At 64.1% G+C, this 25866-nt stretch carries 23 protein-coding genes; 9 read left to right on the top strand and 14 right to left on the bottom strand.

Going from position 1 to position 25866, the window contains the following annotated elements; genetic code table 11:
- The first annotated feature begins 294 nt into the window (after positions 1 to 294).
- The 4 genes from ada (at position 295) to BPHYT_RS19675 (ending at position 5032) form a co-directional block, all read left to right on the top strand.
- Positions 295 to 1470 carry a bifunctional DNA-binding transcriptional regulator/O6-methylguanine-DNA methyltransferase Ada gene (ada, locus tag BPHYT_RS19690; RefSeq protein ID WP_012434857.1) on the top strand — a complete coding sequence of 392 codons (1176 nt, stop codon included), beginning with the start codon at positions 295 to 297 and terminating at the stop codon, positions 1468 to 1470.
- A complete protein-coding gene (locus BPHYT_RS19685) occupies positions 1467 to 2384 on the top strand; it encodes a DNA-3-methyladenine glycosylase family protein (RefSeq protein ID WP_012434856.1) in 918 nt (305 codons plus the stop codon). Before ada ends, BPHYT_RS19685 begins: the two co-directional genes overlap by 4 nt.
- A gap of 321 nt (positions 2385 to 2705) precedes the next feature.
- Positions 2706 to 4322: a glutamate--cysteine ligase gene (gshA, locus tag BPHYT_RS19680; RefSeq protein WP_012434855.1), complete on the top strand. Its 1617-nt coding sequence runs from the start codon at positions 2706 to 2708 to the stop codon at positions 4320 to 4322.
- A 209-nt stretch (positions 4323 to 4531) separates the two neighbouring features.
- A complete protein-coding gene (locus tag BPHYT_RS19675) occupies positions 4532 to 5032 on the top strand; it encodes a hypothetical protein (protein WP_041759071.1) in 501 nt (166 codons plus the stop codon).
- A gap of 75 nt (positions 5033 to 5107) precedes the next feature.
- On the opposite strand, the gene BPHYT_RS19670 is transcribed toward BPHYT_RS19675, so the two are convergent.
- Together BPHYT_RS19670 and BPHYT_RS19665 are read right to left on the bottom strand one after the other, a co-directional pair.
- A complete protein-coding gene (locus BPHYT_RS19670; RefSeq protein WP_012434853.1) occupies positions 5108 to 6670 on the bottom strand; it encodes a DHA2 family efflux MFS transporter permease subunit in 1563 nt (520 codons plus the stop codon).
- A 134-nt stretch (positions 6671 to 6804) separates the two neighbouring features.
- On the bottom strand, positions 6805 to 7347 hold the full coding sequence (locus BPHYT_RS19665) for a MarR family winged helix-turn-helix transcriptional regulator (RefSeq protein ID WP_012434852.1): 543 nt from the start codon (positions 7345 to 7347) through the stop codon (positions 6805 to 6807).
- A gap of 252 nt (positions 7348 to 7599) precedes the next feature.
- On the opposite strand from BPHYT_RS19665, the gene BPHYT_RS19660 reads away from it, so the two are divergent.
- Both BPHYT_RS19660 and BPHYT_RS19655 read left to right on the top strand, forming a co-directional pair.
- Positions 7600 to 7971 carry a hypothetical protein gene (locus BPHYT_RS19660; protein ID WP_012434851.1) on the top strand — a complete coding sequence of 124 codons (372 nt, stop codon included), beginning with the start codon at positions 7600 to 7602 and terminating at the stop codon, positions 7969 to 7971.
- Between the two features lie 188 nt (positions 7972 to 8159).
- Positions 8160 to 9731 carry an efflux transporter outer membrane subunit gene (locus tag BPHYT_RS19655; RefSeq protein WP_012434850.1) on the top strand — a complete coding sequence of 524 codons (1572 nt, stop codon included), beginning with the start codon at positions 8160 to 8162 and terminating at the stop codon, positions 9729 to 9731.
- A gap of 213 nt (positions 9732 to 9944) precedes the next feature.
- Here BPHYT_RS19655 and BPHYT_RS19650 read toward each other — a convergent pair whose 3' ends face one another.
- The 8 genes from BPHYT_RS19650 to gspG all read right to left on the bottom strand — a co-directional run bounded on the left by BPHYT_RS19650 (position 9945) and on the right by gspG (position 16726).
- Complete coding sequence (locus BPHYT_RS19650; RefSeq protein ID WP_012434849.1) at positions 9945 to 10724, bottom strand: type II secretion system protein N; 780 nt, start codon at positions 10722 to 10724, stop codon at positions 9945 to 9947.
- Positions 10725 to 10758: 34 nt separating this feature from the next.
- Positions 10759 to 11262 carry a type II secretion system protein M gene (locus tag BPHYT_RS19645; RefSeq protein WP_012434848.1) on the bottom strand — a complete coding sequence of 168 codons (504 nt, stop codon included), beginning with the start codon at positions 11260 to 11262 and terminating at the stop codon, positions 10759 to 10761.
- The gene (gspL, locus tag BPHYT_RS19640; RefSeq protein WP_012434847.1) at positions 11259 to 12686 is read right to left on the bottom strand and encodes a type II secretion system protein GspL; all 1428 of its coding nucleotides are present in this window, start codon (positions 12684 to 12686) and stop codon (positions 11259 to 11261) included. Before gspL ends, BPHYT_RS19645 begins: the two co-directional genes overlap by 4 nt.
- A gap of 28 nt (positions 12687 to 12714) precedes the next feature.
- Entirely contained in the window at positions 12715 to 14010 is a 1296-nt protein-coding gene (gspK, locus tag BPHYT_RS19635) for a type II secretion system minor pseudopilin GspK (protein WP_012434846.1), read from the bottom strand.
- Positions 14011 to 14491: 481 nt separating this feature from the next.
- A complete protein-coding gene (locus BPHYT_RS19630; protein ID WP_012434845.1) occupies positions 14492 to 15178 on the bottom strand; it encodes a PulJ/GspJ family protein in 687 nt (228 codons plus the stop codon).
- Positions 15156 to 15572: a type II secretion system minor pseudopilin GspI gene (gene gspI, locus BPHYT_RS19625; protein ID WP_012434844.1), complete on the bottom strand. Its 417-nt coding sequence runs from the start codon at positions 15570 to 15572 to the stop codon at positions 15156 to 15158. Before gspI ends, BPHYT_RS19630 begins: the two co-directional genes overlap by 23 nt.
- 1 nt (position 15573) lies before the next feature.
- Positions 15574 to 16155 (bottom strand): GspH/FimT family pseudopilin, encoded by a 582-nt coding sequence (locus BPHYT_RS19620; RefSeq protein WP_012434843.1) that lies wholly within the window; start codon positions 16153 to 16155, stop codon positions 15574 to 15576.
- Between the two features lie 106 nt (positions 16156 to 16261).
- Positions 16262 to 16726 carry a type II secretion system major pseudopilin GspG gene (gene gspG / locus BPHYT_RS19615; RefSeq protein WP_012434842.1) on the bottom strand — a complete coding sequence of 155 codons (465 nt, stop codon included), beginning with the start codon at positions 16724 to 16726 and terminating at the stop codon, positions 16262 to 16264.
- A 173-nt stretch (positions 16727 to 16899) separates the two neighbouring features.
- On the opposite strand from gspG, the gene BPHYT_RS19610 reads away from it, so the two are divergent.
- The gene (locus tag BPHYT_RS19610; protein ID WP_041759069.1) at positions 16900 to 17313 is read left to right on the top strand and encodes a general secretion pathway protein GspC; all 414 of its coding nucleotides are present in this window, start codon (positions 16900 to 16902) and stop codon (positions 17311 to 17313) included.
- A gap of 75 nt (positions 17314 to 17388) precedes the next feature.
- Here the strand turns inward: BPHYT_RS19610 and gspF are convergent, their stop codons facing one another.
- Genes gspF through gspD form a run of 3 tightly spaced genes read right to left on the bottom strand, consistent with a single transcriptional unit; the run spans position 17389 to position 22545 of the window.
- A complete protein-coding gene (gene gspF / locus BPHYT_RS19605; RefSeq protein WP_012434840.1) occupies positions 17389 to 18606 on the bottom strand; it encodes a type II secretion system inner membrane protein GspF in 1218 nt (405 codons plus the stop codon).
- Positions 18607 to 18610: 4 nt separating this feature from the next.
- Positions 18611 to 20188 (bottom strand): type II secretion system ATPase GspE, encoded by a 1578-nt coding sequence (gspE, locus tag BPHYT_RS19600; RefSeq protein WP_083772059.1) that lies wholly within the window; start codon positions 20186 to 20188, stop codon positions 18611 to 18613.
- Positions 20185 to 22545: a type II secretion system secretin GspD gene (gene gspD / locus BPHYT_RS19595; RefSeq protein WP_041758653.1), complete on the bottom strand. Its 2361-nt coding sequence runs from the start codon at positions 22543 to 22545 to the stop codon at positions 20185 to 20187. The genes gspE and gspD overlap by 4 nt, the downstream gene beginning before the upstream one ends.
- 515 nt (positions 22546 to 23060) lie before the next feature.
- Here gspD and BPHYT_RS19590 point away from each other — a divergent pair.
- Complete coding sequence (locus BPHYT_RS19590; RefSeq protein WP_012434837.1) at positions 23061 to 23507, top strand: lytic transglycosylase domain-containing protein; 447 nt, start codon at positions 23061 to 23063, stop codon at positions 23505 to 23507.
- A gap of 142 nt (positions 23508 to 23649) precedes the next feature.
- A complete protein-coding gene (locus tag BPHYT_RS19585; RefSeq protein ID WP_012434836.1) occupies positions 23650 to 24966 on the top strand; it encodes a GTP-binding protein in 1317 nt (438 codons plus the stop codon).
- Between the two features lie 131 nt (positions 24967 to 25097).
- Here BPHYT_RS19585 and BPHYT_RS19580 read toward each other — a convergent pair whose 3' ends face one another.
- The gene (locus BPHYT_RS19580; RefSeq protein ID WP_006050811.1) at positions 25098 to 25376 is read right to left on the bottom strand and encodes an HU family DNA-binding protein; all 279 of its coding nucleotides are present in this window, start codon (positions 25374 to 25376) and stop codon (positions 25098 to 25100) included.
- Positions 25377 to 25866: the final 490 nt, after the last annotated feature.

Genomic DNA, 25866 nt, shown 5'->3' with positions numbered 1-25866 from the left:
TATGGGCGAAAAAAAGCCCGCTCTATGTGGAGCGGGCTGAATCCATATCAGGAGGAGACATGGAGGAGACATGGAGGAGACAAGTACTAATATACACATCGGCCTGGTGCGACGCAATAACTTTTTAAGGGAAAACCCGATATCGTGCCAAATTGTCGCAGTTTTCCGCTAAACGGACGCCTGGCGGGGTTTCGGGTCTACGAAGAAGCGCAATGACAGAGCAAGAACCGGAGCGTAGTGTGTCGGCATGCGGCCTACATTGGTGAGCATCGACACCGTCTTTTCGGGACCATCATGAACCGCAAATCTACCGATACCGCCGCCGCCGCGAGCTGGACTTGCGACGACGCGCGCTGGGAAGCCGTCACGCACCGCGAATCGCAAGCCGACGGCGCGTTCTTCTATGCCGTCAAAACGACCGGCGTGTTCTGCCGTCCGTCGTGCGCCTCGCGCCTGCCGCGCCGTGAGAACGTCGCCTTCTTCACCGATGCCGCCGCCGCGCGCGCCGCGGGCTTTCGCGATTGCAAGCGCTGCCAGCCCGGCGGCCTGCCGCGCGAGCTGGAAATCGTGAACCGGGCGTGCGCCGCGCTGGACGCCGACCCGCAAGAGCGCCTCACGCTCGCGCAATTGAGCGACGCCGTGCACGTCAGCCCATTCCATCTGCAGCGTCTTTTCAAGCGGGTCGTGGGAGTGTCGCCGCGTCAATATCAGGCCGCGCAGCGGGGCGCCGCCTTGCGCGACGCGCTCCAGAGCGGCTCGGACGTCACGCGCGCCACGCTCGACGCGGGCTTCGGCTCGCCGTCGCGCATGTACGACAGCGCATCCGCCGAGCTGGGCATGGCACCGTCCGCCTATCGCCGCAAGGGCGCCGGACTCATCGTTCGCTACGCCAGCGCGCCGACCTCGCTCGGTCATGTACTGGTCGCGGCGACGGAGAAGGGCATCTGCAAAATCGGTTTCGGCGACGACAAAGCCATGCTCGCCGATGACCTGCGCGGCGAATTCGCCAACGCCGACGTGTTGGAAGATCCCGAACACATGGCGCCGTTCATCGCCCAGATCGACGCCTATTTGCGCGGCACGCGTCAAGATTTCGATCTGCCGCTGGACATCGCCTCGACGGCATTCAGGCAGCGTGTGTGGGACGCGTTGCGGCGCATCCCGTACGGTGAGACACGCAGTTATTCGCAGATCGCCGAGACGGTCGGCGCGCCCCGCGCGGTGCGCGCGGTGGCCAGCGCGTGCGCGACGAATCCGGTGGCACTGGCAATTCCTTGTCATCGTGTGGTGGCCAAGGGCGGAGCGTTGGCGGGGTATCGCTGGGGTTTGCCACGCAAGGCCGCGCTGCTGGACAACGAGGCGCAGCATGCCGGCGACTTTTCAGGCGGCCAAGCCGAGCGCAACCGTCGCGCCGATGCAGACTCTGACCTCGATATCAAAACCACCACCAAACTGGACCACGCCGCGTGAGTACGCTTGACGAAGTCGCTACCCTTGAATTGCCGTTCAAACCACCTTTCGACTGGCCGCGCCTGCTGCGTTTCTTCGGCGGACGCGCGACGCCCGGCGTCGAAGCGGTGGAAGACGGCGCGTACCGTCGCGCGATCGCCTGGGCCGGCGACAGCGGCACGCTGAGCGTGCGTCAGCATCCACGCAAGCGTTGCCTGGTCGCGAGCATGGAAGGGCCGGTGAGCCGTCACGCCGACGCACTCGCCGCGCCGATTGCAAAGATGTTCGACCTGCACGCCGATCCGAAAAAGATCGGCGCAGAACTCGCCGCTGACCCATGGCTCGCGCCACTGGTCGAAGCCGTGCCCGGCTTGCGCGTGCCGGGCGCGTGGTCGGGCTTCGAGCTGGTGGTGCGCGCAATCGTCGGGCAGCAGGTCAGCGTGAAGGCGGCGACCACTATCATCGGCAGACTGGTGCAGCGCGCGGGCGAGCGCATCGAGGGGCATCCGCATGAGAACACCGCCTGGCGTTTTCCGACGCCCGCCGCGCTGGCCGCCGTGGATCTTGCGCAAATCGGCATGCCGGGTAAACGTGTAGCGGCGTTGCAGGGTTTCGCGCACGCGGTCGCCACCGGTGATGTGCCGCTCGACAGCAACACGGCCGACGCCGGCAGTCTGCGCGCCGCGCTGCTCGCGCTGCCCGGCATCGGCCCGTGGACCGTCGAGTATGTGGCCATGCGCGCATGGCGCGATGCCGACGCGTGGCCCGCATGGGACCTCGTGCTGATGCAGTCGATCTGCGCGCGCGATCCGTCGCTCGTGCGGCCCACGCAGCAGCGCGCCCGCACCGACACATGGCGGCCGTGGCGTGCGTACGCGGCGATGCATCTGTGGAATGAAGTAGCGGACCGCGCGGGCGCCGCGCGTGGCGGGTAAGTCACCGCGTCGCGCCTGTCGTTGACGCGGCGCGGCGCCTATGGTGGTCGAGGCATCGCGCGGTTTGGGGAGAGGAAATGCGGATCGCGCGCAAGGCGCGGGGCGGATAGAGTACTGTGGCACGGACACGACTGACTGGCGCGAAATAGTGCGAGATTGGCCCGAAAAAGCAGTGGTCCGCCATGCGCCGGCGACCCGCCGAAGCGGCCTCAAGCAGCCGTTCTGGCGAGATGTTAAAGTGCCCGCTACCGAAAATTCCGCCGAACGTTGTCAACCGCAGTGCTGCGGCACATGGCGGCCGACAACGCCCGACTCGCATCAATGCCAAACACGACACCTTCCCGCACGACCGACGCGTTCTCGCACCGCCTGTCCGTGCTGACCTCAGGCCCGCAGCGCGACGCGCTGATACGCGGCCTGCGCGGCATCGAAAAGGAAAGCCTGCGCGTGACGCACGAGGGCAAGCTCGCCTTGACGCCGCATTCGCGCGCGCTCGGTTCGGCGCTTACGCATCCATCGCTCACTACTGACTATTCCGAGGCGCTGCTCGAACTGATCACGCCGGCTGAGCACGACGTCGCGCTGACGCTCGAGAAGCTCGACACGCTCCACCGTTTTGTCTACGCACAACTCGGCGACGAGATCCTGTGGAACAACTCCATGCCGGGTCTGCTGCCCGACACGGACGACGGCATTCCGATCGCGCACTACGGCACTTCGAACATCGGCAAGCTGAAGTACGTGTACCGCATCGGCCTCGCGCTTCGCTACGGCCGCACGATGCAGTGCATCGCGGGCATCCACTACAACTATTCGCTGAACGAAGAAGTGTGGCGGCTGCTGCATGCGGACCAGCAGTCCACCGCGAACGCGGTCGACTTCCAGTCCGACCGCTATCTCGCGCTGATCCGCAACTTCCGCCGCACCAACTGGCTGTTGATGTATCTGTTCGGCGCATCGCCGGCGCTGGATCGGCGTTTTCTCCGCGATCGCAAACACACACTCGATTCGCTCGACGCCGACACGCTCTATCGTCCGTACGCAACCAGTTTGCGCATGAGCGACCTCGGCTATTCGAACACTACGGCGCAAGCCGAATTGCACGCCGATTACGACACGCTGCCCGGCTACCTCGACGCGCTCGCGAAAGCCGTGAGCCAGCCGTATCCCGCGTACGAGGCAATCGGCACGCAACGCGACGGCGAGTGGGTGCAGATCAACACCAACGTGCTGCAGATCGAGAACGAGTTCTACTCGACGATCCGTCCGAAGCGCATCACGCATCCAGGCGAGCGTCCGCTGCATGCGCTGGCCGCGCGCGGCGTGCAATACGTGGAAGTGCGTTGCATGGACATCGACCCGTTCGAGCCGACCGGCATTTCGCTCGAGACGTCGCGCTTTCTCGACGCCTACCTGCTGGTCTGCGCGCTCGACGACAGCGCGCTGTTACCGCCTGATGCTTATGCCGAAGCCAACCAGAATTTCGGCCGCGTGACCATGGAAGGGCGCAAGCCGGGCCTCGAACTGACGCGCGACGGCCAACCGGTTGCGATGACGGACTGGGCGAACGAGTTGCTCATCAAGATCGACGCGGCCGCGGCCGCACTGGACACTTTGCATGGCGGCGATGCGCATGCACGCGCCGTCGCGGTTCAGCGCGCGAAGCTGGCGGATGCATCGCTGACGCCGTCGGCGCGCGTGCTGCAGACCATGCGCGAGAAGCAGCAGAGCTTCCTCGCATTCGGTCTTGAACAAAGCGAGGCACACGCCGCGTATTTCCGCGCGCGTCCGCTGGATGCAGAGCAGACCCAGGCTTTCACCGATCTGGCCGCACAATCGCTCGCCGAGCAAGCCAAACTCGAACAGGAAGAAGTCGGTTCGTTCGACGCGTTCGTCGCCGCGTATCGGGCGTACACGCTAAACCGGTTCAGTGTCTGAATAACACTCGCGGATGAGGTGACGAAAGAGCGGCCAACATGGCCGTTTTTTTGTTCATGCCGGTAACGTCTACGCAATGTGCCGTGCGCTCCGACGCCATCGGCAAATACTCCGCGCGTTCCGACGATTCTCTGATCCAGATGAAACACCGTACTCGCGCCGTAGTCCAAACTGACATGACGCGCACCACAGAGGGAGGATTCAACGTGATGAAGAAAAGTCTGTTGGCCATGCTGTGCGTAGCGGCGGCGGGATGTTCGACGCAAGGGCAGGTCGATCCGGACGTCATGCAGATCGCGACCACGCCGCTGACGTGTTCGAACAAAACGGAATGCGATGTCTGGTGGCAACGGGCGCAAGCGTGGGTGGCGAGCCATTCGACCTACAAGATCGATGCCTCGACCGACACGTTGATCCAGACCGCCGGCCCGGATGGCGGCAAGCGCGCGTTGGCGTATCAGATTACGCGCGCCGCGAATCCGGACGGCACGGCAACGATCGGTTTCGCCGCGCATTGCGACGGTTCGATGGGCTGCAAGCCGAACCCATGGGAAGCCGGCGCCGACTTCAAGCAATACGTTCGAGGCACTGCAGCCGGCGCACCGCAAAGCGGCGCTAAACCCTCGCAAGCCGCGCCGGCGACGCCGCATCCGGACGCCATGCAGGGTCAATCGATCCCGGCGACGAATGGCGAAGCCGTCACGCAATAAAGGCTAAAGACGCGCGCGAAGAGTTGAAGGAAAAATATTGCTTCGGCGCGCGTCTGCTTAAGGCGTCGTCAGACTTCAATGGCCCATTGAAGGACCCACGCCCTTGCGTGGCTTGGTGACCCAGACCAGCGCCGCGAGCACGAGAAACGCCGCGCATGAAATGCGGAAGAAATCGTTGGTGGCCATCATATAAGCCTGCGCCGTCACCACCTGGTTCAACTGCGCGGTAATGCCGTCGCCGGAGAGCCCGAGACCGGCCAGTGAATCGGTATAAGCATTGGTGTTCGCGGCGTAGACGTTGACCGAATCGGTCAGCATCGCGTGATGGCGGATCGTGTCGTTCTCCCAGTACGTCGTACTGATCGCCGTGCCGATCGCACCCGACAGCGTCCGGAAGAAATTCGACAACCCGGATGCACTCGCCAGCCGCTCATCCGGCACACTGGAGAGCGTAATCGTGGTCATCGGCACGAAGAAGCAGGCTACGCCGATGCCTTGCACGAGCCGTGGCCAGATCACGTGATTGAACGGCACGTCGAGGGTGAACGTGGAGTTCCAGAACGAGACGAACGCAAACACGATGAACGCAAAACTCGCCACCACGCGCAGGTTCAGCCGGTGCATGTTCTTGCCGATCATCGGCGACAAAAACAGCGCGAGCAGACCGACCGGCGCGGTCGCCAAACCAGCCAGCCCGGCGGTGTAACCCATCACCGTTTGCAGCCAGAGCGGGAAAATCACCACCGAGCCGAAGAAGGCCATAAAGCCGAACGACACGATCACCACGCCGAGCGCGAAGTTGCGATCCTTGAATAGCGAAAGATCGACCACCGGCTCCTTTTCCGTCATCTCCCATACGAGCATGAAGGCGAGCGAGATCACCGCGATCACCGCCAGCGTCACGATAAACGTCGAGTTGAACCAGTCGCGATCCTTGCCGAGGTCGAGCACCATCTGCAGGCACGACACGCCGATCACGAGCAGCGCGAGGCCGACCGCGTCGATGCGCTGTTTCGTGGTCTTTGTCTCACGGCCGCGCAGCAGCAGGAACGCACATACCGCCGAAAACAGACCGATCGGCACGTTGATGTAGAAGATCCACGGCCAGGTGTAGTTGTCGGTGATGTAGCCGCCCATCACGGGCCCGAAGATGGGCGCACAAATCACCGTCATCGCCCATAGACCCAGCGCGAGTCCGCGCTTTTCCGGCGGGTAGGAGCGCATCAGAATGGTCTGCGAAAGCGGCACCATCGGTCCCGAAACGAGCCCCTGCACCAGCCGGAACGCAATCAGCGATTCGAAGTTGTGCGCGAAGCCGCACAGCGCGGAAGCGATCGTGAAGAGCAACACGGACAGCGTGAAGAGCTTCACTTCGCCGACACGCCGCGCGAGCCAGCCTGTCAGCGGCACTGCGATCGCCGAGGCGACCGAATACGACGAGATCACCCAGGTGCCCTGGCTGGTCGCGACACCGAGGCTGCCGGAAATGGTCGGCACCGCGACATTCGCAATCGACGTGTCGAGCACTTCCATGAACGTGCCGAGCGCAAGCCCGACCGTGAGCAAGGCCAAGGCGCCGCCCTTGAGCGGGGCGGGTTCAGCGGCGGGTAGGGCGGCGGCGGAAGCCGTGGCGTTCATCATTCTTCTCCTCAGCTGGAAAGCTTGTCGCGGCAGCTTTATCCGCGACTTTCGGTGGTGCGCTTACATGCCGCATCACTCTCTGCCCAGACAGACATCTTCATACGACGACGCGCTCGGAAAAACGCGTCAAGTTAGTGTTCGCCGTGTTCGCGCGGCGAGGCTTCGGGTGATTCGTCCAGCGATTCCTGCTGCGGCCCCAATCCACACCCCGCGCTTGCTCCCGCGTCGATGCCGTTCGCGATGAAACGGCCGAGCAGGTCGATCAACGCGGCGTGGTCGGCGGCCGAAAACCCACGCAGCTGTTCGTTCAGCACTGCCGCACCCAAGCCAGGTAGTTGCCGCGCGGCGTCGTGGCCCTGCGGCGTCAACTCCAGCTCCACCATCCGCCGATCGGTCTCGCTACGCGAGCGCACGATAAAGCCTTTCTTTTCGAGGCGATCGAGCAGACGTGTCATCGATCCGCTGTCATACGACATGGCGCGCGACAGTTCGAACGGTGTACTCGCGCGCCGCGACGACAGCATCAGGATCACGCCGATCTGTTGCGTGGTCAGTCCCAACGGCTTGACCGCACGATCCGTCCGCTCGACCAGCACGTTTCGAGCTTTCGTCAGGTAGTAGCCGAGACTCGATTCGAGGTGAATCTCGTCCGCCTTGTAGGGGCCTTCAGTCATCGTAGATCCGGAAACGTCTCAAGCAGTACGGATTTTAGCTGCCTAAGCAGACAAGTCAAACGTGGTTTCGCGCAGTGCGGACGGCAGGAAAACAACACGGCCGACATCCGCGGGTGGAAGTATCTTGAAATTTAATTGCATAGTCAATATTATTATAGGCAACGAGTTACGCGCGACCCGCGCCACCCGAGACCATGTTCTGACCGATTCTCTGCGCGCCGCGACCGCGACGCGCGAAAAAGGATTTTCCCGATGCTGTACCTCAAAAACACGCTTGGCGGCCTGAGCCGCTCCCTGACCGATTCCGCACTCAGCACCTTTCAAGGGCCGCACCGCTGGTGGAAACTCGCGTTGTTCGCCGTGCTGTTCGTGTTACCTGGGGGATCGGTCGGCGTCGCGGTGCTGGCGTGGTTCGAGCATCGGCGGGGACAGAAGGGCGCCAAGACGGCGAAAATCCAGTTGGCAGCGGCGGCGGTGCCTGCGGTGAACGCCGCCGTCGTTCCTACCGGCGCGGACAAGCACGTAGGGCCCACCGGCGCCTGCCAGGCGCGCGGCGATGCGCCGTGCCGGGCGGCCGCCGGTAAGCTGGCTCGCCAAGCCAAGTCGACGGAATCACGGGGTTGACGCCTCGCCGGTAACAGCGCGTAACCTTCGCGACATCCTCCGTAACACACCTGCCTCCTTCCTCGCATTACCCTTTCAGTTTCCCGCGCCCAGCGGGCTCATACGCTAACATTCCGGCAGACCAAGATCTCGCCCGGCCGGCGGTGCCGCCATTGGCCGCGCCGCGGCGTCCAGAAGGAATTCATTGCATGCAGTCTGATCGAATCTCGCGCGCGCGGATGCTTGCGCCTCGCGCCCTGACTATTGCTGTGGCTGCAGCCTTCACCGGCCTGCTGGCGGCTTGCGCGGTCGGCCCCGACTACAAGCGTCCCGCCGCCGAGATCCCGGCGTCCTACAAGGAAGCCGCGCCCGGCTGGAAAGTCGCTGAACCGGCCGACCAGCAGGATCGCGGCGACTGGTGGAGCATTTACGAAGATCCTCAGCTGAACGCGCTCGAGGAGCGCCTGAACACCGCCAACCAGACAGTCGCCCAATTCGCTGCCGCCTACCGGCAGGCGCGCGCGCTGGTCGGCGAGGCGCGCGCGGCGTATTTCCCGACTATCGGCGCGTCGGCGGGTGCAACGCGTTCCGGCAACGGGCGGTCCTCCGGCGGCAACTCGACCACGGCTACGAGCCGCTCCGGCGTCAGCAACAGTTTCAACGTGCAGCTCGACGCAAGCTGGGAGCCGGATCTGTGGGGTTCGGTCACCCGCTCGGTGAACGCGCAGAAAGCCGGCCAGCAAGGCGCCGCGGCGGACCTCGCCAACGCGCGGCTGTCGGCCCAAGCCACGCTCGCCCAGACCTACTTCTCGCTGCGCGCGCTCGATTCGACCCAAAAGCTGCTCGACGACACGGTCGCGGCCTACCAGCGCTCGCTGCAACTCACGCAGAACCAGTACGCGGCCGGCGTCGCCGCGCGCTCCGACGTGATTCAGGCGCAGACGCAATTGCAATCGGCGCAGGCGTCCGCGATCGATAACGGCGTTCAGCGCGCCCAGGACGAGCACGCAATCGCCGTCCTAGTCGGCGAACCGGCCTCGACCTTCTCGATTCCGCCGGCGCCGCTTACCGCCACGCCGCCCACCGTGCCGGCGCAGATGCCGTCCGCGCTGCTCGAGCGGCGTCCGGATATCGCCTCGGCGGAGCGCAAGGCCGCGGCGGCGAACGAACAGATCGGCGTCGCCATCGCCGCTTTCTTCCCGTCGCTGACGCTGTCGGCTTCCGGCGGCTTCGAAAATTCGGTGTTCTCGCAACTGCTGACCGCGCCGTCGCGCTTCTGGACGCTCGGCCCGCAGCTCGCTGCGACGCTATTCGACGCCGGCCTGCGCCAGGCGCAGACCGACGCGGCGCGCGCCGCCTACGACGGCGACGTCGCGACCTACCGTCAAACGGTGCTGGCCGCGTTTCAGGACGTCGAGGACAATCTCGCGTCGCAACGCATCCTCGCCCAGGAAATCGTCGTGCAGCAGCAAGCGGTGGATTCGGCGCGTCAGGCGCTCGCCATCGTCACGAACGAGTACAAGGCCGGCACGGTCGGCTTCGTCAACGTGCTGACGGCACAGACCACGGCTTTCACGGCCGAGCAGAAGCTGGAGAACATCGCCGGACAGCGGATGGTGTCGTCGGTGGGTCTGGTGAAGGCGCTGGGCGGCGGCTGGGACGCCTCGCGGATGAATCGCGAAACCGGCGATGTGGCAGCGCCGGCGCCGCTGCCGGCATCGTCGGCTGCGCCTGTCGCGCAAAGCACGGCGACGCCGCCGGCACGGACGCAAGCCGAGTAGAAGCGCTGGCCGTCGAAGCAAAACAAAAGGGCATGGCCGCGTTTGACGGCCATGCCTTTTTTATTATTCCGTGGACGCTCTGCATCACAACAGATCCAGCAGCGCCGCGAGGCTACCGCGCTCTTACGCCACAGCGCTGGCCGCTTTACGCAACGACATCGATGCTCCGCCCGCGTGTCAATCGGCCCGCCCCGTAGCTCGAGCCCGCGCGCCTCAGTGCACGAACGTCAACGCCACCGTGTCCGGCCCGCTCGGCCGCCCCAACAGGTTCAGCAATCCTGCGAGGTTATCGCGGGCCTCAGGCGCGGCGCTGGCCGTCCCATGAAACGACGTCGATGCCGCCGACACCGTGCCATTGCCGGTCAGCATCAACGGACCCTTGATGGTGGTCAGGTCGAGCGTGGACGACTCGCCCTGCGCCTGAAATAGCACGCGGTAGGAGCCAAGCGGTTTGACCAGCGAGACGCGCGAACTGACGTCGGTCAACATGATGGTCAGTTGCCCGAACGCCTCCCGATTGAAGCTGCGCCAGTCGGACCAGGACAGCTGCACATTGCCTTGCAGATCGAGCGTGTTAAACGGCGCGCCAAGACCGCTCAGCAGCGAAGCCGGCACGGCGATCGAGCCGGACGTAACAGTCGCGGTGCGCGGCGTGGCGTCGACGGTGATCGGCTCCGGCATCGCTTCGCTGTGCCGCATGATCATGCGCACGCGGCCGGTAAACAGTGGCCAGAACGCCGTGCGCCATTCGATCCGGCCAGGCAGCAACGTCGCCGCGCTCATGTCGGAGCCGGCGGCCAGCATCAGCGTGGCCGAGCCGTGCCACAGCGATCCGGCCGGATTGACGAGATTGACGTGGCCGCCCGTCTTTTTGGCGAACTGCGGGGTGATCCAGGCGGCCGGCAGCATCGTCAGCATCACGGCCGCGGCGGACAGCACCGCGACTACCAGCCAGGGCAGCGCGACGCGCAAGCGCCGCATCCAGTAATTCATGCGAGATCCTGTGACGGCGAGGTCGCGGTGATTGTCATTTCGCGGTGGACGGCTGCAACGACGCCGTCAGGTCCACCTGGCCGTCTTCCTTGAGCGCCGTGGCGTGCGCCTCCGAGACTTGCACCTTGAACTGCTTGCGCACGTCGTCGACCCAAGCGGTCCACGCCGGGAACGACGCGTTCTTCAACTGGATCTGGACCGCGTTGCCGATCACCTGAACCTGTGTCGCCGCGAGGCCGTGATCGCTGAGCGAAGCGGTAAGGGCGTCCTTCAGCGCGGCGCCGGTCGGCGCGACGCCTTGAGCCGCCGCCGACAATTGGCGCGCTTCGTTCGCCTGCGCGGTCATCTGCGCCAACTGACGCTGCATGGCGGGCAGCGATTCACGCAGATGCGAGCGGCCTTCCTGCGCCGGCGCCCACAGCACCGACCACGCGATCACCACGGCGAGCACGCCGCCGCCCCACGTCAGCAGGGCTTTTTCGCGCTCGGTGCGCTGCTCCCAGAATCCGGCCCATGTTTGAGCGAGTTCAGCTTTCATTGTCCGTTCCTGATGGTCCACTTGCCGGTATTGCTGTCGATCGCGCCGCTCAGGCCGTTACGCGCCAGGCGCTTCGCGAAATCGGGATCGAGCTTGATCTCCGGCTTGAAGTTCACGTCGAGCCGCCGGTCGTGATAGTCGAGCGCGGCAATCCCGTTGACCGGCACCGGCGGCAGAGAGCGCGCGAGCCCATCGGCGAGCGGCAGAAAATCGTCCGGCGACAGTTCGCCCGCCGCGACGCGCAGCTGCTGCAACTGGCGCGACATCTGGTCGGGCGCGTCGAGCACGACGGTCGTTTTGGGGAAGGTATTGAGCAGCAGTTCGGTCATCTGCGTGTTGATTGCATCGCGTTGGCGCGCGAGCATCAGCCACTGCGCGTTTGCGCCGATGATCGCAACCAGCAGCGCGCCGACCGCGAGCAACACCGGCAGCCGCAGACGCCGCAGCGTCGCGCGGTCGAGCCGCCACGGCTGCGAGGCGAACTCGAACTGGCACAAGTCGAAGCGGCACTCCAGCGCGCGCCGCGCGAGCTGTTCGAACGGCAGCGGACTGGCGCCGTGGATGTACGCAGCCAGCCGTGCCGGGCTATTCGGCGCGAGACTCGGCTCGTTGCCGGGCACTTCGGTGAGCATGTGTAGCGACACCGGCGCCGCCCCGGCGAGCGCGCTGAGCGTCGCGTTCACGGCGCTGGCAGGCACTGCCAACCCTTCGCCTTGCACTCCGCGTGCAATCGCCAGTTCGACGCGCGGCACGCCGCGCTCGCCTGCGCTGTTTGTCACGCCTTCGAGCAGCAGGGCGGGCGCGGTCTGCACCACGGCGCCGAGCACGGCGGCCACCATCGGCACCGCAGCCACGACGCCGGGCGTCAGCACCGGCGCGACGCCCGGCAACGACGTCGCCACGTCGGCCGCGCCTGCCATGGCCGGCTCACCCGCATTCACCGTTTCCGCGACTTCGGCGGGCACATCGGCATCAAGTGCGGCCGCCTGCGGCAGGCAGCGTGTGACCGGCACCGCGCGCAAGCTGCGATGGCCGGCGTTGGTGAACGATTCGCAGATATACCGGAACCAGCCGCGGTCGATGATCGCCAGCAGCTGCCGGCCGCCCGCGAGCGGTTTCGGGTCGACGGCGATGTGACAGGTCTGCGGGTCCTGGATCAGTTGATCCTCGACGATATTGGGCAGCGCCTGACGCAGCCGCGGGCCGCGCAGTGGCGGCAGTGTGGCGGGCATCATCAGCAGGTCGCGCGCGGCGACCATCAGCACCGTGGTGGAGGCGCGCGGCAGCAGCGCGAGCGCCGACCGGCCGGTGCGCTGGGCGCGGCCCGACTTGTCGAGCAGCACGAACGGCAGCTCCGGCAGTTGCCATTCCTGCGATGGCACCGCCGGGTCACGCGGCGGCAATAGAACGATCAGCGTGCTCAAAGGCCACTCTCTCTGGGAAAGGCGTTATTCATAGTTGGTCTTCTACTCGCACGATACGCGTAGTGTGAGTCAATGCGTCGCGATAGACGAGGGTCGTGCGGTCCACCTCGGCGCGTTCGTGCTGCACGCGGCCGTGGATGAGGAAGTAATTCGAGTTGACGTCGAGTTCGCTCGGGTCGATCGAGACCGATTGCACGCCGGCGCCGCGCAACGCGAGCTGTATGTCGCCGACATTGCGGAAAAACACCGTTTGCCTGCGCGCAACGAAGGCTTGCGCCGTCGACACGCTCATTCCCGGCACGACCGCCGCGATGACTTCGGCCGAAGCCGTGTTCACGTTGACTGCCGATACCGTCGGCAGCACGGTGACGAAGGGGCGCAAGCGCGCGACCATTTCTGGCGTGTAGCCGGGGATATCGAGCAGCGAGTCGACGCTGGTCATCTGGATCGGCGCGTTGGCGGAGCTGTCTTCGCTGTCTTCGATACCCGGTTTGTTGGTGAAGCTGCCGCCGGTGGCGCCGCCCTGGATCGGCGGCGGGGTTGCGGTCGTGCCGTTCGTGGACGTGACGGTCTGAAAACGGGTTGCCGATTGTGCCAGGCTCGCGCGGACCTGGATTGCGGTGGTTTTTGCCAGCTGGCTGTTTGCGCCGAGCGATGCCAGTAGGCGCTGGTAGGCGCCGATCTGGTTCATGTCCAGTTGCATCACGCCTGGGGCTGGGCTTTCCACCAGATTTCTCAGGTTGAATTTTGCCTGGGCGTCTTCGATCGAACCCGATAGGTAGGTTTCTGCGCCTTGTTGTGCTCTTACTTCGCCTATTTGGCCCAGGAAATCGGATAGGCGGGTTTTGGCTATTGGGACGCCCCATAGGCCGCCAAGGTAGGTGATACCGGCTGATGTGTCGCCTTCTGAGCGGAGGATCAGGCGCGTCCAGTCTAACGCGCCGCGGGCTACCCATTGGGCTTGTGAGAGGAGGCGCTGGTTTTCTATCCGGCGGATTTGGACTTGCTGGCGCCAGAGCATGCCCGATACCAGGATCGCTGATAGCGCGACTACTAGTAAGGCGCTGATTATGGCTACGCCGGTTTGGGTTTTTTGGGGTTGGTTTTTGTTGGCCTTTTTGTTGGCCTTTCCTTGAAGCCTTTGTGGTCTATTAGCGTTGCCCCTGTGCGGGGCGGCACCTACTTTCTTTGCCGCGGCAAAGAAAGTAGGCAAAGAAAGCCGCTTTACACCGCCAATGCTAAGCGGATCCCCCGCACAGCCCCGGTAGTGGATCATCTGGAATCCGCCGCCTCGCACATTCAACACCCGTGACAAGGCCGTCATACCTCCCGCCTCGCACGATGTGCTCGCCGGAAGGGTAGAGCTCGGTGCCTTCATTTCTGCGAAGCGGGGGCCATCGGCTTCTCCTCGGCGAAGCGCCGGAGGCGCGGATGCACGCACGGATGCCGAAGCAAACCGGAGATACCGTGACGAGCCGTCAGGCATTGCCACGGTCCTGCGGTTCGGTTGCTTGCCGCTCGGCGCGCGGAGCGCCGCCGGAACGGATGACTGCCGGGTCACTGCCGTTTGCTGTGCGAGGGAATGTGCGTTGATCGCGCCACGAAAGTGGCTGTGCGTGGGACCCGCTTGTACGTTAGCGGTGTGAAGCCGCTTTCTTTGCTTACTTTCTTTGCGGCGGCAAAGAAAGTAAGTGCCGCCCCGCACAGGGGCAACGCCAATAGACCACAAAGACATCAAGGAAAGGCCAAAACCAAAAGCCCGGAAAGACCAACCCCGTCGGAAAGACAAAAAAGCGAACCTCATATCACTCTCCGACGAGAAAAACCCGAGTAACAGGCCGCGCCAACGACTTAGCCCCAACACTCACCTGCAACCCAGTCACAGACCGCGGCAGCGGCGCACTCCCCAACTGGGGCACCTTAAGATTATTGTCCGCCTCCGTAATGGCACTCTGCACCTCTCCCATCTGCGTAGTCCACCCCACCTTGGGCACATAAACCTGAGCAGAAATAGACCCAACACCGCCCATCAACGGCACACCGCTCCACCCTTCACCTTCACTACCGCGCAGCGCCCCCCTCAACTCTCCGATATTCGCCAAAGGCGGCGACGCATACCGGATCACGCGTCCATCGGACACCCGATACCTCACCACCTGCAACCGCGGCGCCGCACCCGGCAAGCGGAATTCCCGCACGATCTGCAACACGCTGCCGGACACCGACACCGCCGCCTGCCCAGCCTCATCATCCGACGCGGCCTGCCGCGCATCAATCCGCATCTGGTCGAACAACTGCGCAAACACGCGCTCGTCCTCCATCGCGCTCGTGATGGTCTGCCGGCCGCGAATGATCTGGTCGAGCCCGCGCCACGACAGCACGGCAATCACCGCCAGAATCGCAATCGCGACCAGCAATTCGATCAGCGTGAAACCACGCGCGCCCCTCACGCCCAATCGGCGCCGGCGCTCAGAGCGAACGGTTGTTTTCATTCGCGACCACCGTCACCATCTGAGCCAGATTGCCGGACCCGCCCGGCATCGTCACCATGACTTCCACTCGACGAAACACCGGATTCGGCGTGGCCGTCACCTGCTCGGTACAGATCAACTGCAAGTTGCCCTGCGAACAGTCGAAACTCGTCGAGCCGACGTTCGGCCAGGCATGCGTCAGATGCAACTGCGCCAAGGTATTGTCCGCGCTCCAGCCGGCCAGCAAGCGGCGGTGCAGATCGGCCTCGCCGCTCGCGAGACTGCCCACCGCGCGCAACGAAGCGGCCAACGCGATGGCGATGATCGCCAGCGCCACCAGCACTTCGATCATCGTAAAACCGCGCTGCGCGCCGTGAACCTTTTCGCGAGCCGTCATGCTCCTGCAACGACGCATCTCAGTGCACCTCGTAGCGGCCATTGCCGGTGCCGACGATCGTCGCGCTCCCGGCTGCCGAAAACAGCGTGATCTGCACAGGCACGTCGATCGCCTCGGTGCCGAATACGATACGGCTGGGCTGCGAATCGGAACCCGGATAGCTGATGCTCACGCCGGTCACGCCGCCTTCCCAGCGACGCGGCCCAAGCAGATCGTCGCGCAGCGTACGCCAGCCGTCTTCCGTGCGCAGGTCGAAACGAAAGCCGCCATCGAGCGGTTGCCAGGCAATCGGCCGCGCGCGCACCTGTGCTTCGTCGCCGGCCGATTCGAACAGCAACGCGAGACGCTGCGCTTCTTCGTTCAGATCGGTGCGCGGATTGCGTGTCATCGTCAACGCGGTCAAAGACACCAGCAAGCCCGCGATCACCAGAACCACCAGCATTTCCAGCAGCGTGAAACCCGCCGCGCGTTTGCCGGCGCCGCGCCTGCCCGCGTCTGCCGGGCGCCGCACGCCACGCGCGCGCGCGCCGGCCCACCCCGTGCGCGGCAGCGAAGCCGTACTGGGCGTGTCCACACGGGACTTGCAAGGGGACAATCGCATAGTGCCGGCCACGAACGATCAACTCAAAATCAAACGACGATGCATCGGCAGAAACGTGCGGGGTTCAATCCCACCGCGCGCACGAAAACACCGACCCCATAAGCGCCTACTGCCACGAGCCGACGTCGGCGTCATTGCCTTCGCCGCCCGCCTTGCCGTCAGCGCCATAGCTGAACACGTCGATCTCGCCGTGCACGCCCGGGTTCAGAAACTGGTAGGCGTTACCCCACGGATCGTTCGGCAGACGCTCGAGGTAGCCGCCGTCTTTCCAGTTGGTCGGCACCGGGTCCGTGCTGGGCTTTTCGATCAGCGCGCGCAAACCTTGCTCCTGCGTCGGATAACGGCCGTTGTCCAGACGATAGAGTTTCAGCGCCTGCATCATCGTGCCGATGTCCTGCTTGGCGGCGACACGGCGCGCTTCGTCGGGACGGCTCATGATCTTCGGCACGATCAACGCGGCCAGAATGCCCAGAATCGCGATCACGACCATGATTTCGATCAGCGTGAAACCGCGTTGACGACGGCTGCGCGGACCCGCGATGTCATGACGGCGAGTGGTCGACAGTTGCATAGCTTGCTACCTCTTTTCAGGTGAAATTTTCGACTGGGCGGGGTTCGCGTTTTGGCAATCAGGGTGCCATTGAACACGCCCGGCCGGTCATTTTAATGTCATGCAGTTGAAAGGCCGTGAGAAGGCGCTTTCAGCCCAACGCAATTTTCACAATAGTCCGTACAATGATGCGCATGAACGCCATCCAAATCCGCCTTCTGTCGCTCGCGCTGTTCGCCGTGTTCTGCGCGACGCTCACCTACTGGGTCATCACGATCAGCACGTTGTCCAGTGCGCCGTTGCCCGCCGCCGCCGCGCACGCGCAGATCTCGACCGAGCAGGCTGCCACGCTATTCGGCGGCCAACTCACGCGCAACGCCAACCAGGACGTGCGGCTGTTCGGCATCCTCTCTTTGCGGGAAGGCGCCGCGGCCATCGTCAGCGTGGGCGGTGAACCGCCGCATGCGGTGTCGCTCGGCAGCGCGCTGATGCAAGGCACCAAACTCTCCGAAGTCCGCGCCCGCTCGATCATCATCGACCGCAATGGCGCGCATTCCGAAGTGTTCCTGCCAGCCAATCCCGCAGGTCCGACGATCTACGTGCGCTGAAGCTCAGGCGCTGAACAGCAGCGCCGCTTCAATCGATTGCGCGGTGACCCTTTGCGGTAATCGCGCAATCCACGCCTACTGCACCAGGTTGTTCAATTCGATGATCGGCAGCATCACTGCCAGCACGATCACCAGCACCACTCCCCCCATCGCCAGAATCAGCAACGGCTCCAGCAGACTCGTCAGGAACATCGTGCGGCGTTCGAGTTCGCGGGCTTCACCGTCGGCCGCGCGGTCGAGCATCGTGGTCACGTCGCCGGTCGCTTCGCCCGAACGGATCAGGTGCACCAGCACGGGCGGAAACGTCTTCGTGTTGCCGAGCGCGCGTGACAGCGACGTGCCTTCGCGCACACGCACGATCGCATCGTCGATGTTCTCGCGCATCGCGTTGTTGCTGAGCGTTTCGGCGGCGGCTTGCAGCGCGCGCAGAATCGGCACGCCGGCCGCGGTGAGAATGCCGAGCGTGCTGGCAAAGCGCACGGTGTTGTAGCCGCGCACGAGTTTGCCGAGCAGCGGTGCGGTGAGCAGCCACCGGTCGAACGCGAGACGCGGGCCGGGTTGCCTGAGAATCGAGCGCACCAGATACACCAGCACGATCACGCCGATCAGCATCGCCCACCACCAGTTCCGCACGAACCCGGAAAGCGCCATCATCATGATGGTGAGGAAGGGCAGTTGCTGCTTGGTGCTGGCGAACACGTTCACCACCTGCGGCACCACATAGCTCAACAGAAACGTGACGATGCCGAACGCGATGATCGTGACGATGGTGGGGTACGTGAACGCGAGCACGATCTTCTGCTTCAGCGCGTTGCGTTGCTCGATGTAGTCGGCGAGCCGCGACAGCACGAGGCCGAGCTTGCCGGTATGTTCACCGGCCGCGACCAGCGCGCGATAAATCTCGGGGAAGTCTTTCGGATGCTGCGTCAGCGCATTGGCCAGCGAGTGGCCGCCGAGCACTTCCGCGCGAATCGACGCCATCAGCTCGCGAATGTAGTCGCGCTCCGATTGCTCCGTGAGCACCGCGAGCGCTTCGTCGAGCGGCAGGCCCGCGATCAGCAGGCTGGCGAGCTGGCGCGTCAGGATCGCCTGCTCGCGTTGCGACAGACGCCGCCCTAGCGACAGCCGTTGATTGCGCTCGCCGCGCGTGCGCGTAGCCGCCGGCTCTACGACGAGCGGCGTCAGTCCTTGCGAGCGCAGATTGGTCCGCGCGCCGCGCGCGCTGTCGGCGTCGAGCACGCCTTTTTGCGCCTTGCCCGTCGCGTCGATTGCTTCGAAACGAAATGCCGGCATGCGCTTAAGCTCCGCCCGTGACGCGGATCACTTCTTCGAGCGATGTCAGCCCGGAGGCGAGCCAGCGGTCCGCATCCTCGCGCAGCGTACGCATGCCTTGCGCACGGCCGGCCGCGAGAATTTCGGCATCGGCTGCATTGCGGTGGACTAGCGTGCGGATGTCGTCGTCGATCAGCAGCAGTTCGTAGACGCCGCGGCGTCCCGCATAGCCGGAATGGCCGCACCGGTCGCAACCGACCGGATGGTAACGCACGCTGCCGTCTTCCTCGACACGCTCTTCGCGGCATATCGGGCACAGGCGCCGCACCAGCCGCTGCGCCAGCACGCCGAGCAGCGACGACGCCAGCAGATACGGCTCGACGCCCATGTCGGTCAAACGCGTAACGGCGGATGCCGCATCGTTGGTGTGCAGCGTGGCCAGCACGAGGTGACCTGTCAACGACGCCTGCACCGCGATCTGCGCGGTCTCGAGGTCGCGGATTTCACCGATCATGATGACGTCCGGATCCTGCCGCAGAATCGAGCGAAGCGCCCGCGCGAAGGTCATGCCGATCCGTTCGTTGACCTGCGTCTGGCCGATGCCCGACAGGTCGTATTCGATCGGATCCTCGACCGTCATGATGTTCGTGGTCGCGGTTTCGAGCCGCGACATGGCCGCATACAGCGTGGTCGTTTTACCGGAGCCCGTCGGCCCGGTCACGAGCACGATGCCGTGCGGCCTGCCGATCAGCTTGTCGAACTTACCGAGCGTATCCGACGCCATGCCGAGCGCTTCGAGGTTCAGGCGCGACGCGTCTTTTTCCAGCAGACGCAGCACCGCGCGTTCGCCGTGACCGGTCGGCAGCGTCGAGACGCGCACATCGACCGGGCGGCCGCCCACGCGCAGTGTGATACGGCCGTCTTGCGGCAAACGCTTCTCGGCGATATCGAGCTGCGCCATGATCTTGATGCGCGAAATCAGCGCACCGTGCAACGCTTTCTTCGGCCGCACGACGTCGCGCAACGTGCCGTCGACGCGAAAGCGCACCACGGAAGAAGTCTCGAACGGCTCGATATGAATATCCGACGCCTGCTCGCGCGCCGCTTGCGTAAGCAGCGCGTTGATCATGCGGATGATCGGGGCGTCGTCTTCCGACTCCAGCAGATCCTCCACCTCGGGAATGTCCTGCATCAAGCGCGAGAGATCGACTTCGCCTTCCACTTCGCCGACCACCTGCGCAGCGCTGCCGTCCTGGCGCGCATACGCCTGGTTGATCGCCTGCGTGAGCTCATCGGCGGGCAGACGTACGATCGACACTGCGCCGAAGTTGCGTGCTACTTCGGACAGCGCGGCGTCGCTCGTGCGTTCGCTGATCCAGACCTCGAGGCTGTCCGCATGCTGATGCGCGACCAGAATCTGGCCGGCACGGGCGAAGCCGTACGGCACGAGCCGCGCGGCGATGGCTGACGGCGCCTCGCGGCCGCCGTGCTCCGTCGCGCCGGCGGGCGACATTGCCGCGCCTTGCGTCGCTTGCGTCGCGGCACTCGCTCGCGTTGCGGCTGGCGTAGCAGACGCTGACGGCGGCGTGGACGGCGTACTCACGGCCGCACTCCAGGCGACGCCGTGGAAGGCGTCACCGTGACGGGGCTGCTCTGTATGGCGGGCCCGACGGTGGCCGGACTACTCTGCACGGCGGTGCCGTTGGTTGCCGCGGCGCCGTTCGTGACAGCTCCACCGTTACCCGGCGGCGGCGCCAGCTGCTGCCGGCGCATCTTGTCGAGATCGAACAGATTCATCGCGGGTGAACCGCCTTGGCTCGGACCGATCGGCATCGGCGGAACCACCGGATCGTCGTTGTCCTTCATCAGGTTGTTGTCCTGCTTGTACGCACCCTGCACGCCCTGAATGTAGTCGTAGCGATTCGACGTCACGGCCTGAGCCGTACCACGATCGCTGATGATCACAGGCCGCAGGAACACCATCAGGTTGGTCTTGTTGCGGGTCTTCTGTTCCGAGCGGAACAGCTGGCCGATCCACGGAATATCGCCGAGCAGCGGCACCTTGCTGTTGCTGACCTGGTAGTTGTCCTGCATCAAGCCGCCCAGCACGATGATCTCACCGTTATCGGCGAGCACCGTCGACTGGATCGAACGCTTGGTGAATTCCGGGCCGGCCGGGTTGGTCGCCGCGTTGTTCGTGCCGGTGACGATCGCCGAGTCTTCAGTGTAGAGCTGCAGCTTGAGAATGCCGCCGTCCGTGATTTGCGGCTTCACGTGCAGCGTCAGACCGACGTCGACGCGGTCGTAGGTATTGAACGCCGAAGTGGCCGTCGCGCTCGTCAGATTCGAATACGAACCCGTCTGAATAGGCACGTTCGTACCCACGACGATCTTCGCTTCCTCGTTGTCGAGCGTGATGAGATTAGGCGTGGACAGCACGTTCGCATCGGCGGTTTGCGAGAGCGCCTGAAGCAGCGCGCCGAGTCCTTGCACACCGAAGATGTTGTGAATCCAGCCGATATTCAACCCTTGCTGGAGCGTCCCGTTTCCGAGCGCGCCGGCAAGGCCGCCGGTGGACCCGGCCGCCACGGCCGCCGCGGTCAGATTGACGATGCTGTTGCTGCTGCCGGTCTGCAGATTGGTGCCGGCGAAAATCGAGTTGTTCGCCACTTGCCACTGAATACCGAGGTTGCCGCTCGTGTTCGAATTCAACTCGACGATCAGCGCCTCGAGATAGACCTGTGCGCGACGTGCGTCGAGCTGGTCGATCACCGCGCGCAGATTGCGGTACACCGGCTCGGCCGCCGTGATGATCAGCGAGTTGGTCGCGGAATCCGCCTGGATCATGCCGCCTTGCTGATTGTCGTCGCTTTTTTCCTTGTCGTTGCCGAAGCCGCCGTTGTTGGACCCGCCCGCGCCGTATCCGCCGCCACTGCCGCTGCCGCCCATCGGCGATGCCAACGAGCTGCTGCCGAGTCCGCCCGACGGCAGCGGCGGCGTACCCGACGAGCCCGTCGAATTGTTGCCTCCAATGCCGCCGCTGTTGTTCTGGTTGAACGAATTCGCGTCGTTCGAGTTACTCGACGAGCCGCTGTCACCACCTTTGCCGAACATGCCGCGCAAGGTCTTGGCGAGCTTCGTCGCGTCCGCGTTGCGCAGCGGCACGACGTGAATGTTGCCGGGCATGGTGGTCGGCGTATCGAGTTCTTTCGCCAGCGTCCTCGCCGCCGCGAGGCGCGCGCCGTTCGACGCGCGGATCAGCAGCGAGTTGGTGCGCGGGTCGGCGGTGACCGACACTTTCAGCGTCGCGTCCGTGCTGCCGATCGAACCCGGGTCGAGCATCTTGTTGAGTTGCGTAGCGATGTCGATCGCGTTGGCGTTCTTCAGCTGCACCACCGACACCGACTGGCCCGCGGCGGAATCCACGCCCTGGATGATCTGGGCAATCCGCCGCACGTTGTCGGCGTAGTCGGTAACTACAATCGTGTTGTTGGCGGGGTAGGCCGCCACGGTATTGTTCGGCGAGATGAGCGGACGCAGCACCGGCAACAGATTGTTGGCCGATTCATTCTTCAGAACGAATACCTGCGTGACCACCTGGTCGCCGCGCGCGACTGGCGTATTGCCGACGTAGGTCGGCACGCCTTGCAGCTTCGCGTCGGCCTCGGGCACGACTTTCAGTACGCCGTGATCCTGCACGAGCGCGAAGCCCTGCATGCGCAACGCGGACTGCAAGGTTTTCAGCGCCTGATCTTCGGGCACTGCGTTTTCCGACACGAGATTCAACTGACCTTTCACACGCGGGTCGACGATAATCGTTTTGCCGGTTGCCGCGCCAATCGCCTTGGCCACCTGGTCGATGTCCGCGTTGACGAAGTTCAGTGTCACCTGTGCCTGTGCTGTCTGCGCGGTGATCAAGCCAGCCACCAGCAGCGCCGTTGCGACGCGACGCAAAGCCATACGATTTCTTCTCATGGAATAGGGTATCGATGCCGGCGGCCGTGGCCGCCGACGGTCATGCAGTGTGGACATGGGAGCAGGCCGCCGCCCTGTCGATCTGCCGGCCGGCCTCGCGGACGATCATCGCCCTCGTTGCCCACCGCCCGATGTCCGAAAAAAATGAACAGTAACAGTTTTTCATGTCGGAATTGTCACAAAACGAACTGTCGCGTGCGATTTCTCTAGAGACCGCCGTCTGTTGTCAAGCAATTGAAAGCTGAAGAATAGCCGGGCGATGGGCGCGAAAGCGCTTCGTTTTCTGCTCTCTTATGTCGGTTAGCCAACTTGACGGGGGTTCGCCTGCCGGTATGATACGAGCCGTTCGAGTCCCTGCTGCCCGTTGCCGACGCGGGGTTTTCCCCGATGTCCGACAGTCTTCCGGCCAGCGTGGCCCGGCGGCTGTCAGTGGCTGAAGTATGGCCGATACGATGCCTTACCGAACCTTACTCTTGCGCTTTGCTTAGTGGTCTTGACTGATGAAACGAAACTTCGTCACCGTCGCAGTAGGACTTGCCGTGCTGATATCAGCAGGGTCCGCGCGCGCCGACTGCTTTGACGAAGCCGCGAAGTATCAGAAGGTCAACCCCTTGATTCTGCGCGCAATTGCGTGGCAGGAGTCACACAATCGTCCGGACGCAACGCATAAAAATGCGAACGGCTCGACCGACTACGGGGTGATGCAGATCAATTCGATCCATCTGCCCGTGCTCGCCCAGTATGGCATCTCGCAAGGCACGCTCATGGAGCCGTGCAAGAACGTCTACATAGCGGCATGGCATCTGCGCCGCCAGATGAACAAGTACGGCAATACGTGGCAGGCAATCGGCGCCTATCACTCTGAGACGCCGGCGCTGCGGGACAAGTACGCGCAGCAGATCGCCGCGATCCTGCGCAAGTGGAATCTGATGCCGGCTGCGCGCTGATCCGGCCTGTCACGCGACCTCTACCCGTTTTGATGCACAATGCGGCTTCGTGTTGCCGTCGAGGCTCGACCTCGTTGCGCTCCGCTGTCATGCGGCGCCAAGCCCGGCACGCCTTCCAATCCTATAGCTTCTCCGTACTGCGATGAACCAGCCGCTATTGCCCGTCACCGTGCTCTCCGGTTTTCTGGGCGCCGGCAAGACCACGCTCCTGAATCACATCCTCGCGAATCGCGCGGGCCTGCGCGTGGCCGTGATCGTCAACGATCTGGCCGCCGTCAATATCGATGCGACTCTCGTGCGCGATGCCGCCGCGCTTTCTCACGTCGAGGAGCAACTCGTCGAGCTGTCGAACGGCTGCATCTGCTGTACGCTGCGCGACGATCTGCGGGTCGAGATCAAACGCTTGGCCGACGAACAGCGCTTCGACGCGATCCTGATCGAGTCGACCGGCGTGGCCGAGCCGATGCCGATCGCAGAGACCTTCACCTTCGTCGACGACGAAGGCGCGTCCCTCTCTGACGTCGCGCGCCTCGACACGATGGTGACGGTAGTCGATGCGTTCAACTTCCTGCGCGACTACGGTTCCGCCGACGCGCTCGCCGAGCGCGGCATCGCCGCGACCGAGGAAGACGACCGCACGCTGGTCGAACTGCTCATCGAGCAGATCGAATTCTGCGACGTGCTGGTGGTGAACAAGGCCGATCTGGTGAGCGCCGACGAACTCACGCGCCTGCAGCGAATCCTCGGCCGGATCAATCCGCGCGCGGTACAGGTAGTCGCCCGTTTCGGCGAGGTGCCGCTCGCGCAGGTGCTGAACACCGGCCGCTTCGATTTTGACGAAGCGGAGAGCGCGCCGGGTTGGCTGGCATCGCTCAATCATGAGCATGACCACGAGCACGGCCATGCTCATCACGGCGAGGCGGACGAATTTGGCATCGGCAATTTCATTTACCGCGCGCGCCGGCCGTTTCATCCGGAACGCCTGTGGGCGTTGCTGCATCAGGAGTGGAAGGGCGTGCTGCGCAGCAAGGGCTTCTTCTGGCTGGCTACGCGTAACGATATCGCCGGTTCGCTTTCACAAGCGGGCGGTGCTTGCCGGCACGGTCCGGCGGGCATGTGGTGGGCCGCTCAGGATCGCAGCGAGTGGCCCGACGGCGACGACGAGCTGGCCGCCGAAATCGCCGCGGACTGGTACGGCGATCCTGACGATCTGAGCATCGGCGACCGTCGCCAGGAGCTGGTGATGATCGGCGTCGGCATCGACGCGGCGGTCTGGAAAGCGAAGTTCGACGCGTGCCTGCTGACCGACGAGGAATATGCGCAGGGACCGCAAGCCTGGGCGCAATTCGCCGACCCGTTCCCGGCATGGGACTTCGACGAAGACGACCACGATCATCATGACCACAACCATGACCACGACGGTCATGGCCACGGTGAAATCGTGCACCGTCACGACTGAACTGAACGGCCTTCGCCGCTCGCCGCAATCAAGCCGCGACGCCCGTCGCGGCTTCTCCATGCGCAATGCACAATGCGCGGGCGAAAAAAAACCCGCCGTTGGCGGGTGTCAACTGCCTGGCAGTAATCTGCTTAGCGCTTGTTGACTGCGTCCTTGAACGCCTTACCAGCCGTGAACTTGACGGTCTTGGCGGCCGGGATCTTGATAGTTTCGCCGGTCTTGGGGTTACGACCCGTGCGCGCTGCGCGCTTGCCCGAACCGAAACTGCCGAAGCCGATCAACTGGACCGCATCACCCTTCGACACAGACTTCTTGATCACTTCAAGCAACGTGTCCAGCGTTTCACCGGTTTGAGCCTTGCTGGCGCCCGTCTGTCCTGCGACGGCGTCGATCAGTTCCTGTTTGTTCATTAAGGTTCCTTTCTGAGTTTAGGTTGACACGAACAGCGCGAACGCGCCGATTATACGTGCGCGGGCCGCGCCGTCGAGCAGCGCCGGCTCCGGATCCCCTCCGGACCAAAGGCGCCGGACAGATGACTGCCCGTCGGCCGTGCTGCCGCTCCCTTCGCGGCGCTTGCTATGATAGCGCAGCGCAAACCCAATCAGGACAAGGGTTTCGAAGATTTAAGCGGTTCCGGGGTCGATATCGCAAGGAAATCGCAAATTGTGCGTTCGGCGACCGCCAACCGAGGCCTGAAACCCAGTATGGACGGGGCTTGGCGTTGGTTTTTGCCAACGTTCGGCGGGTCTTTTTCGCCGTCCGGCGAGCTATGCGCGCGCGGTAACGTTCGATCCCACGCGTGAGTAACCACCCGGCCGCCTCAAATCTTTTCAATTCCCCTCGGGGGCCTGGCGCGAAACGACAGGTCCAGGGGCATTTTTCCGAGCGTCATTTTCCGTC

It is taken from the genome of Paraburkholderia phytofirmans PsJN, assembly GCF_000020125.1.
GTDB classification, from domain to species: Bacteria; Pseudomonadota; Gammaproteobacteria; order Burkholderiales; family Burkholderiaceae; genus Paraburkholderia; species Paraburkholderia phytofirmans.
This window is presented reverse-complemented; position numbering and strand designations above follow the sequence as displayed.

Excerpts from the sequence above, each read along its gene's own strand:
- ada (WP_012434857.1), top strand. The coding sequence starts at position 295 with ATGAACCGCAAATCTACCGATACCGCCGCCGCCGCGAGCTGGACTTGC.
- gshA (WP_012434855.1), top strand. The coding sequence starts at position 2,706 with ATGCCAAACACGACACCTTCCCGCACGACCGACGCGTTCTCGCACCGC.
- BPHYT_RS19675 (WP_041759071.1), top strand. The coding sequence starts at position 4,532 with ATGAAGAAAAGTCTGTTGGCCATGCTGTGCGTAGCGGCGGCGGGATGT.
- BPHYT_RS19670 (WP_012434853.1), bottom strand. The coding sequence starts at position 6,670 with ATGAACGCCACGGCTTCCGCCGCCGCCCTACCCGCCGCTGAACCCGCC.
- BPHYT_RS19665 (WP_012434852.1), bottom strand. The coding sequence starts at position 7,347 with ATGACTGAAGGCCCCTACAAGGCGGACGAGATTCACCTCGAATCGAGT.
- BPHYT_RS19660 (WP_012434851.1), top strand. The coding sequence starts at position 7,600 with ATGCTGTACCTCAAAAACACGCTTGGCGGCCTGAGCCGCTCCCTGACC.
- BPHYT_RS19655 (WP_012434850.1), top strand. The coding sequence starts at position 8,160 with ATGCAGTCTGATCGAATCTCGCGCGCGCGGATGCTTGCGCCTCGCGCC.
- BPHYT_RS19650 (WP_012434849.1), bottom strand. The coding sequence starts at position 10,724 with ATGAATTACTGGATGCGGCGCTTGCGCGTCGCGCTGCCCTGGCTGGTA.
- BPHYT_RS19645 (WP_012434848.1), bottom strand. The coding sequence starts at position 11,262 with ATGAAAGCTGAACTCGCTCAAACATGGGCCGGATTCTGGGAGCAGCGC.
- gspK (WP_012434846.1), bottom strand. The coding sequence starts at position 14,010 with ATGACGGCCTTGTCACGGGTGTTGAATGTGCGAGGCGGCGGATTCCAG.
- BPHYT_RS19630 (WP_012434845.1), bottom strand. The coding sequence starts at position 15,178 with ATGAAAACAACCGTTCGCTCTGAGCGCCGGCGCCGATTGGGCGTGAGG.
- gspI (WP_012434844.1), bottom strand. The coding sequence starts at position 15,572 with ATGCGTCGTTGCAGGAGCATGACGGCTCGCGAAAAGGTTCACGGCGCG.
- BPHYT_RS19620 (WP_012434843.1), bottom strand. The coding sequence starts at position 16,155 with ATGCGATTGTCCCCTTGCAAGTCCCGTGTGGACACGCCCAGTACGGCT.
- gspG (WP_012434842.1), bottom strand. The coding sequence starts at position 16,726 with ATGCAACTGTCGACCACTCGCCGTCATGACATCGCGGGTCCGCGCAGC.
- BPHYT_RS19610 (WP_041759069.1), top strand. The coding sequence starts at position 16,900 with ATGAACGCCATCCAAATCCGCCTTCTGTCGCTCGCGCTGTTCGCCGTG.
- gspF (WP_012434840.1), bottom strand. The coding sequence starts at position 18,606 with ATGCCGGCATTTCGTTTCGAAGCAATCGACGCGACGGGCAAGGCGCAA.
- gspD (WP_041758653.1), bottom strand. The coding sequence starts at position 22,545 with ATGGCTTTGCGTCGCGTCGCAACGGCGCTGCTGGTGGCTGGCTTGATC.
- BPHYT_RS19590 (WP_012434837.1), top strand. The coding sequence starts at position 23,061 with ATGAAACGAAACTTCGTCACCGTCGCAGTAGGACTTGCCGTGCTGATA.
- BPHYT_RS19585 (WP_012434836.1), top strand. The coding sequence starts at position 23,650 with ATGAACCAGCCGCTATTGCCCGTCACCGTGCTCTCCGGTTTTCTGGGC.
- BPHYT_RS19580 (WP_006050811.1), bottom strand. The coding sequence starts at position 25,376 with ATGAACAAACAGGAACTGATCGACGCCGTCGCAGGACAGACGGGCGCC.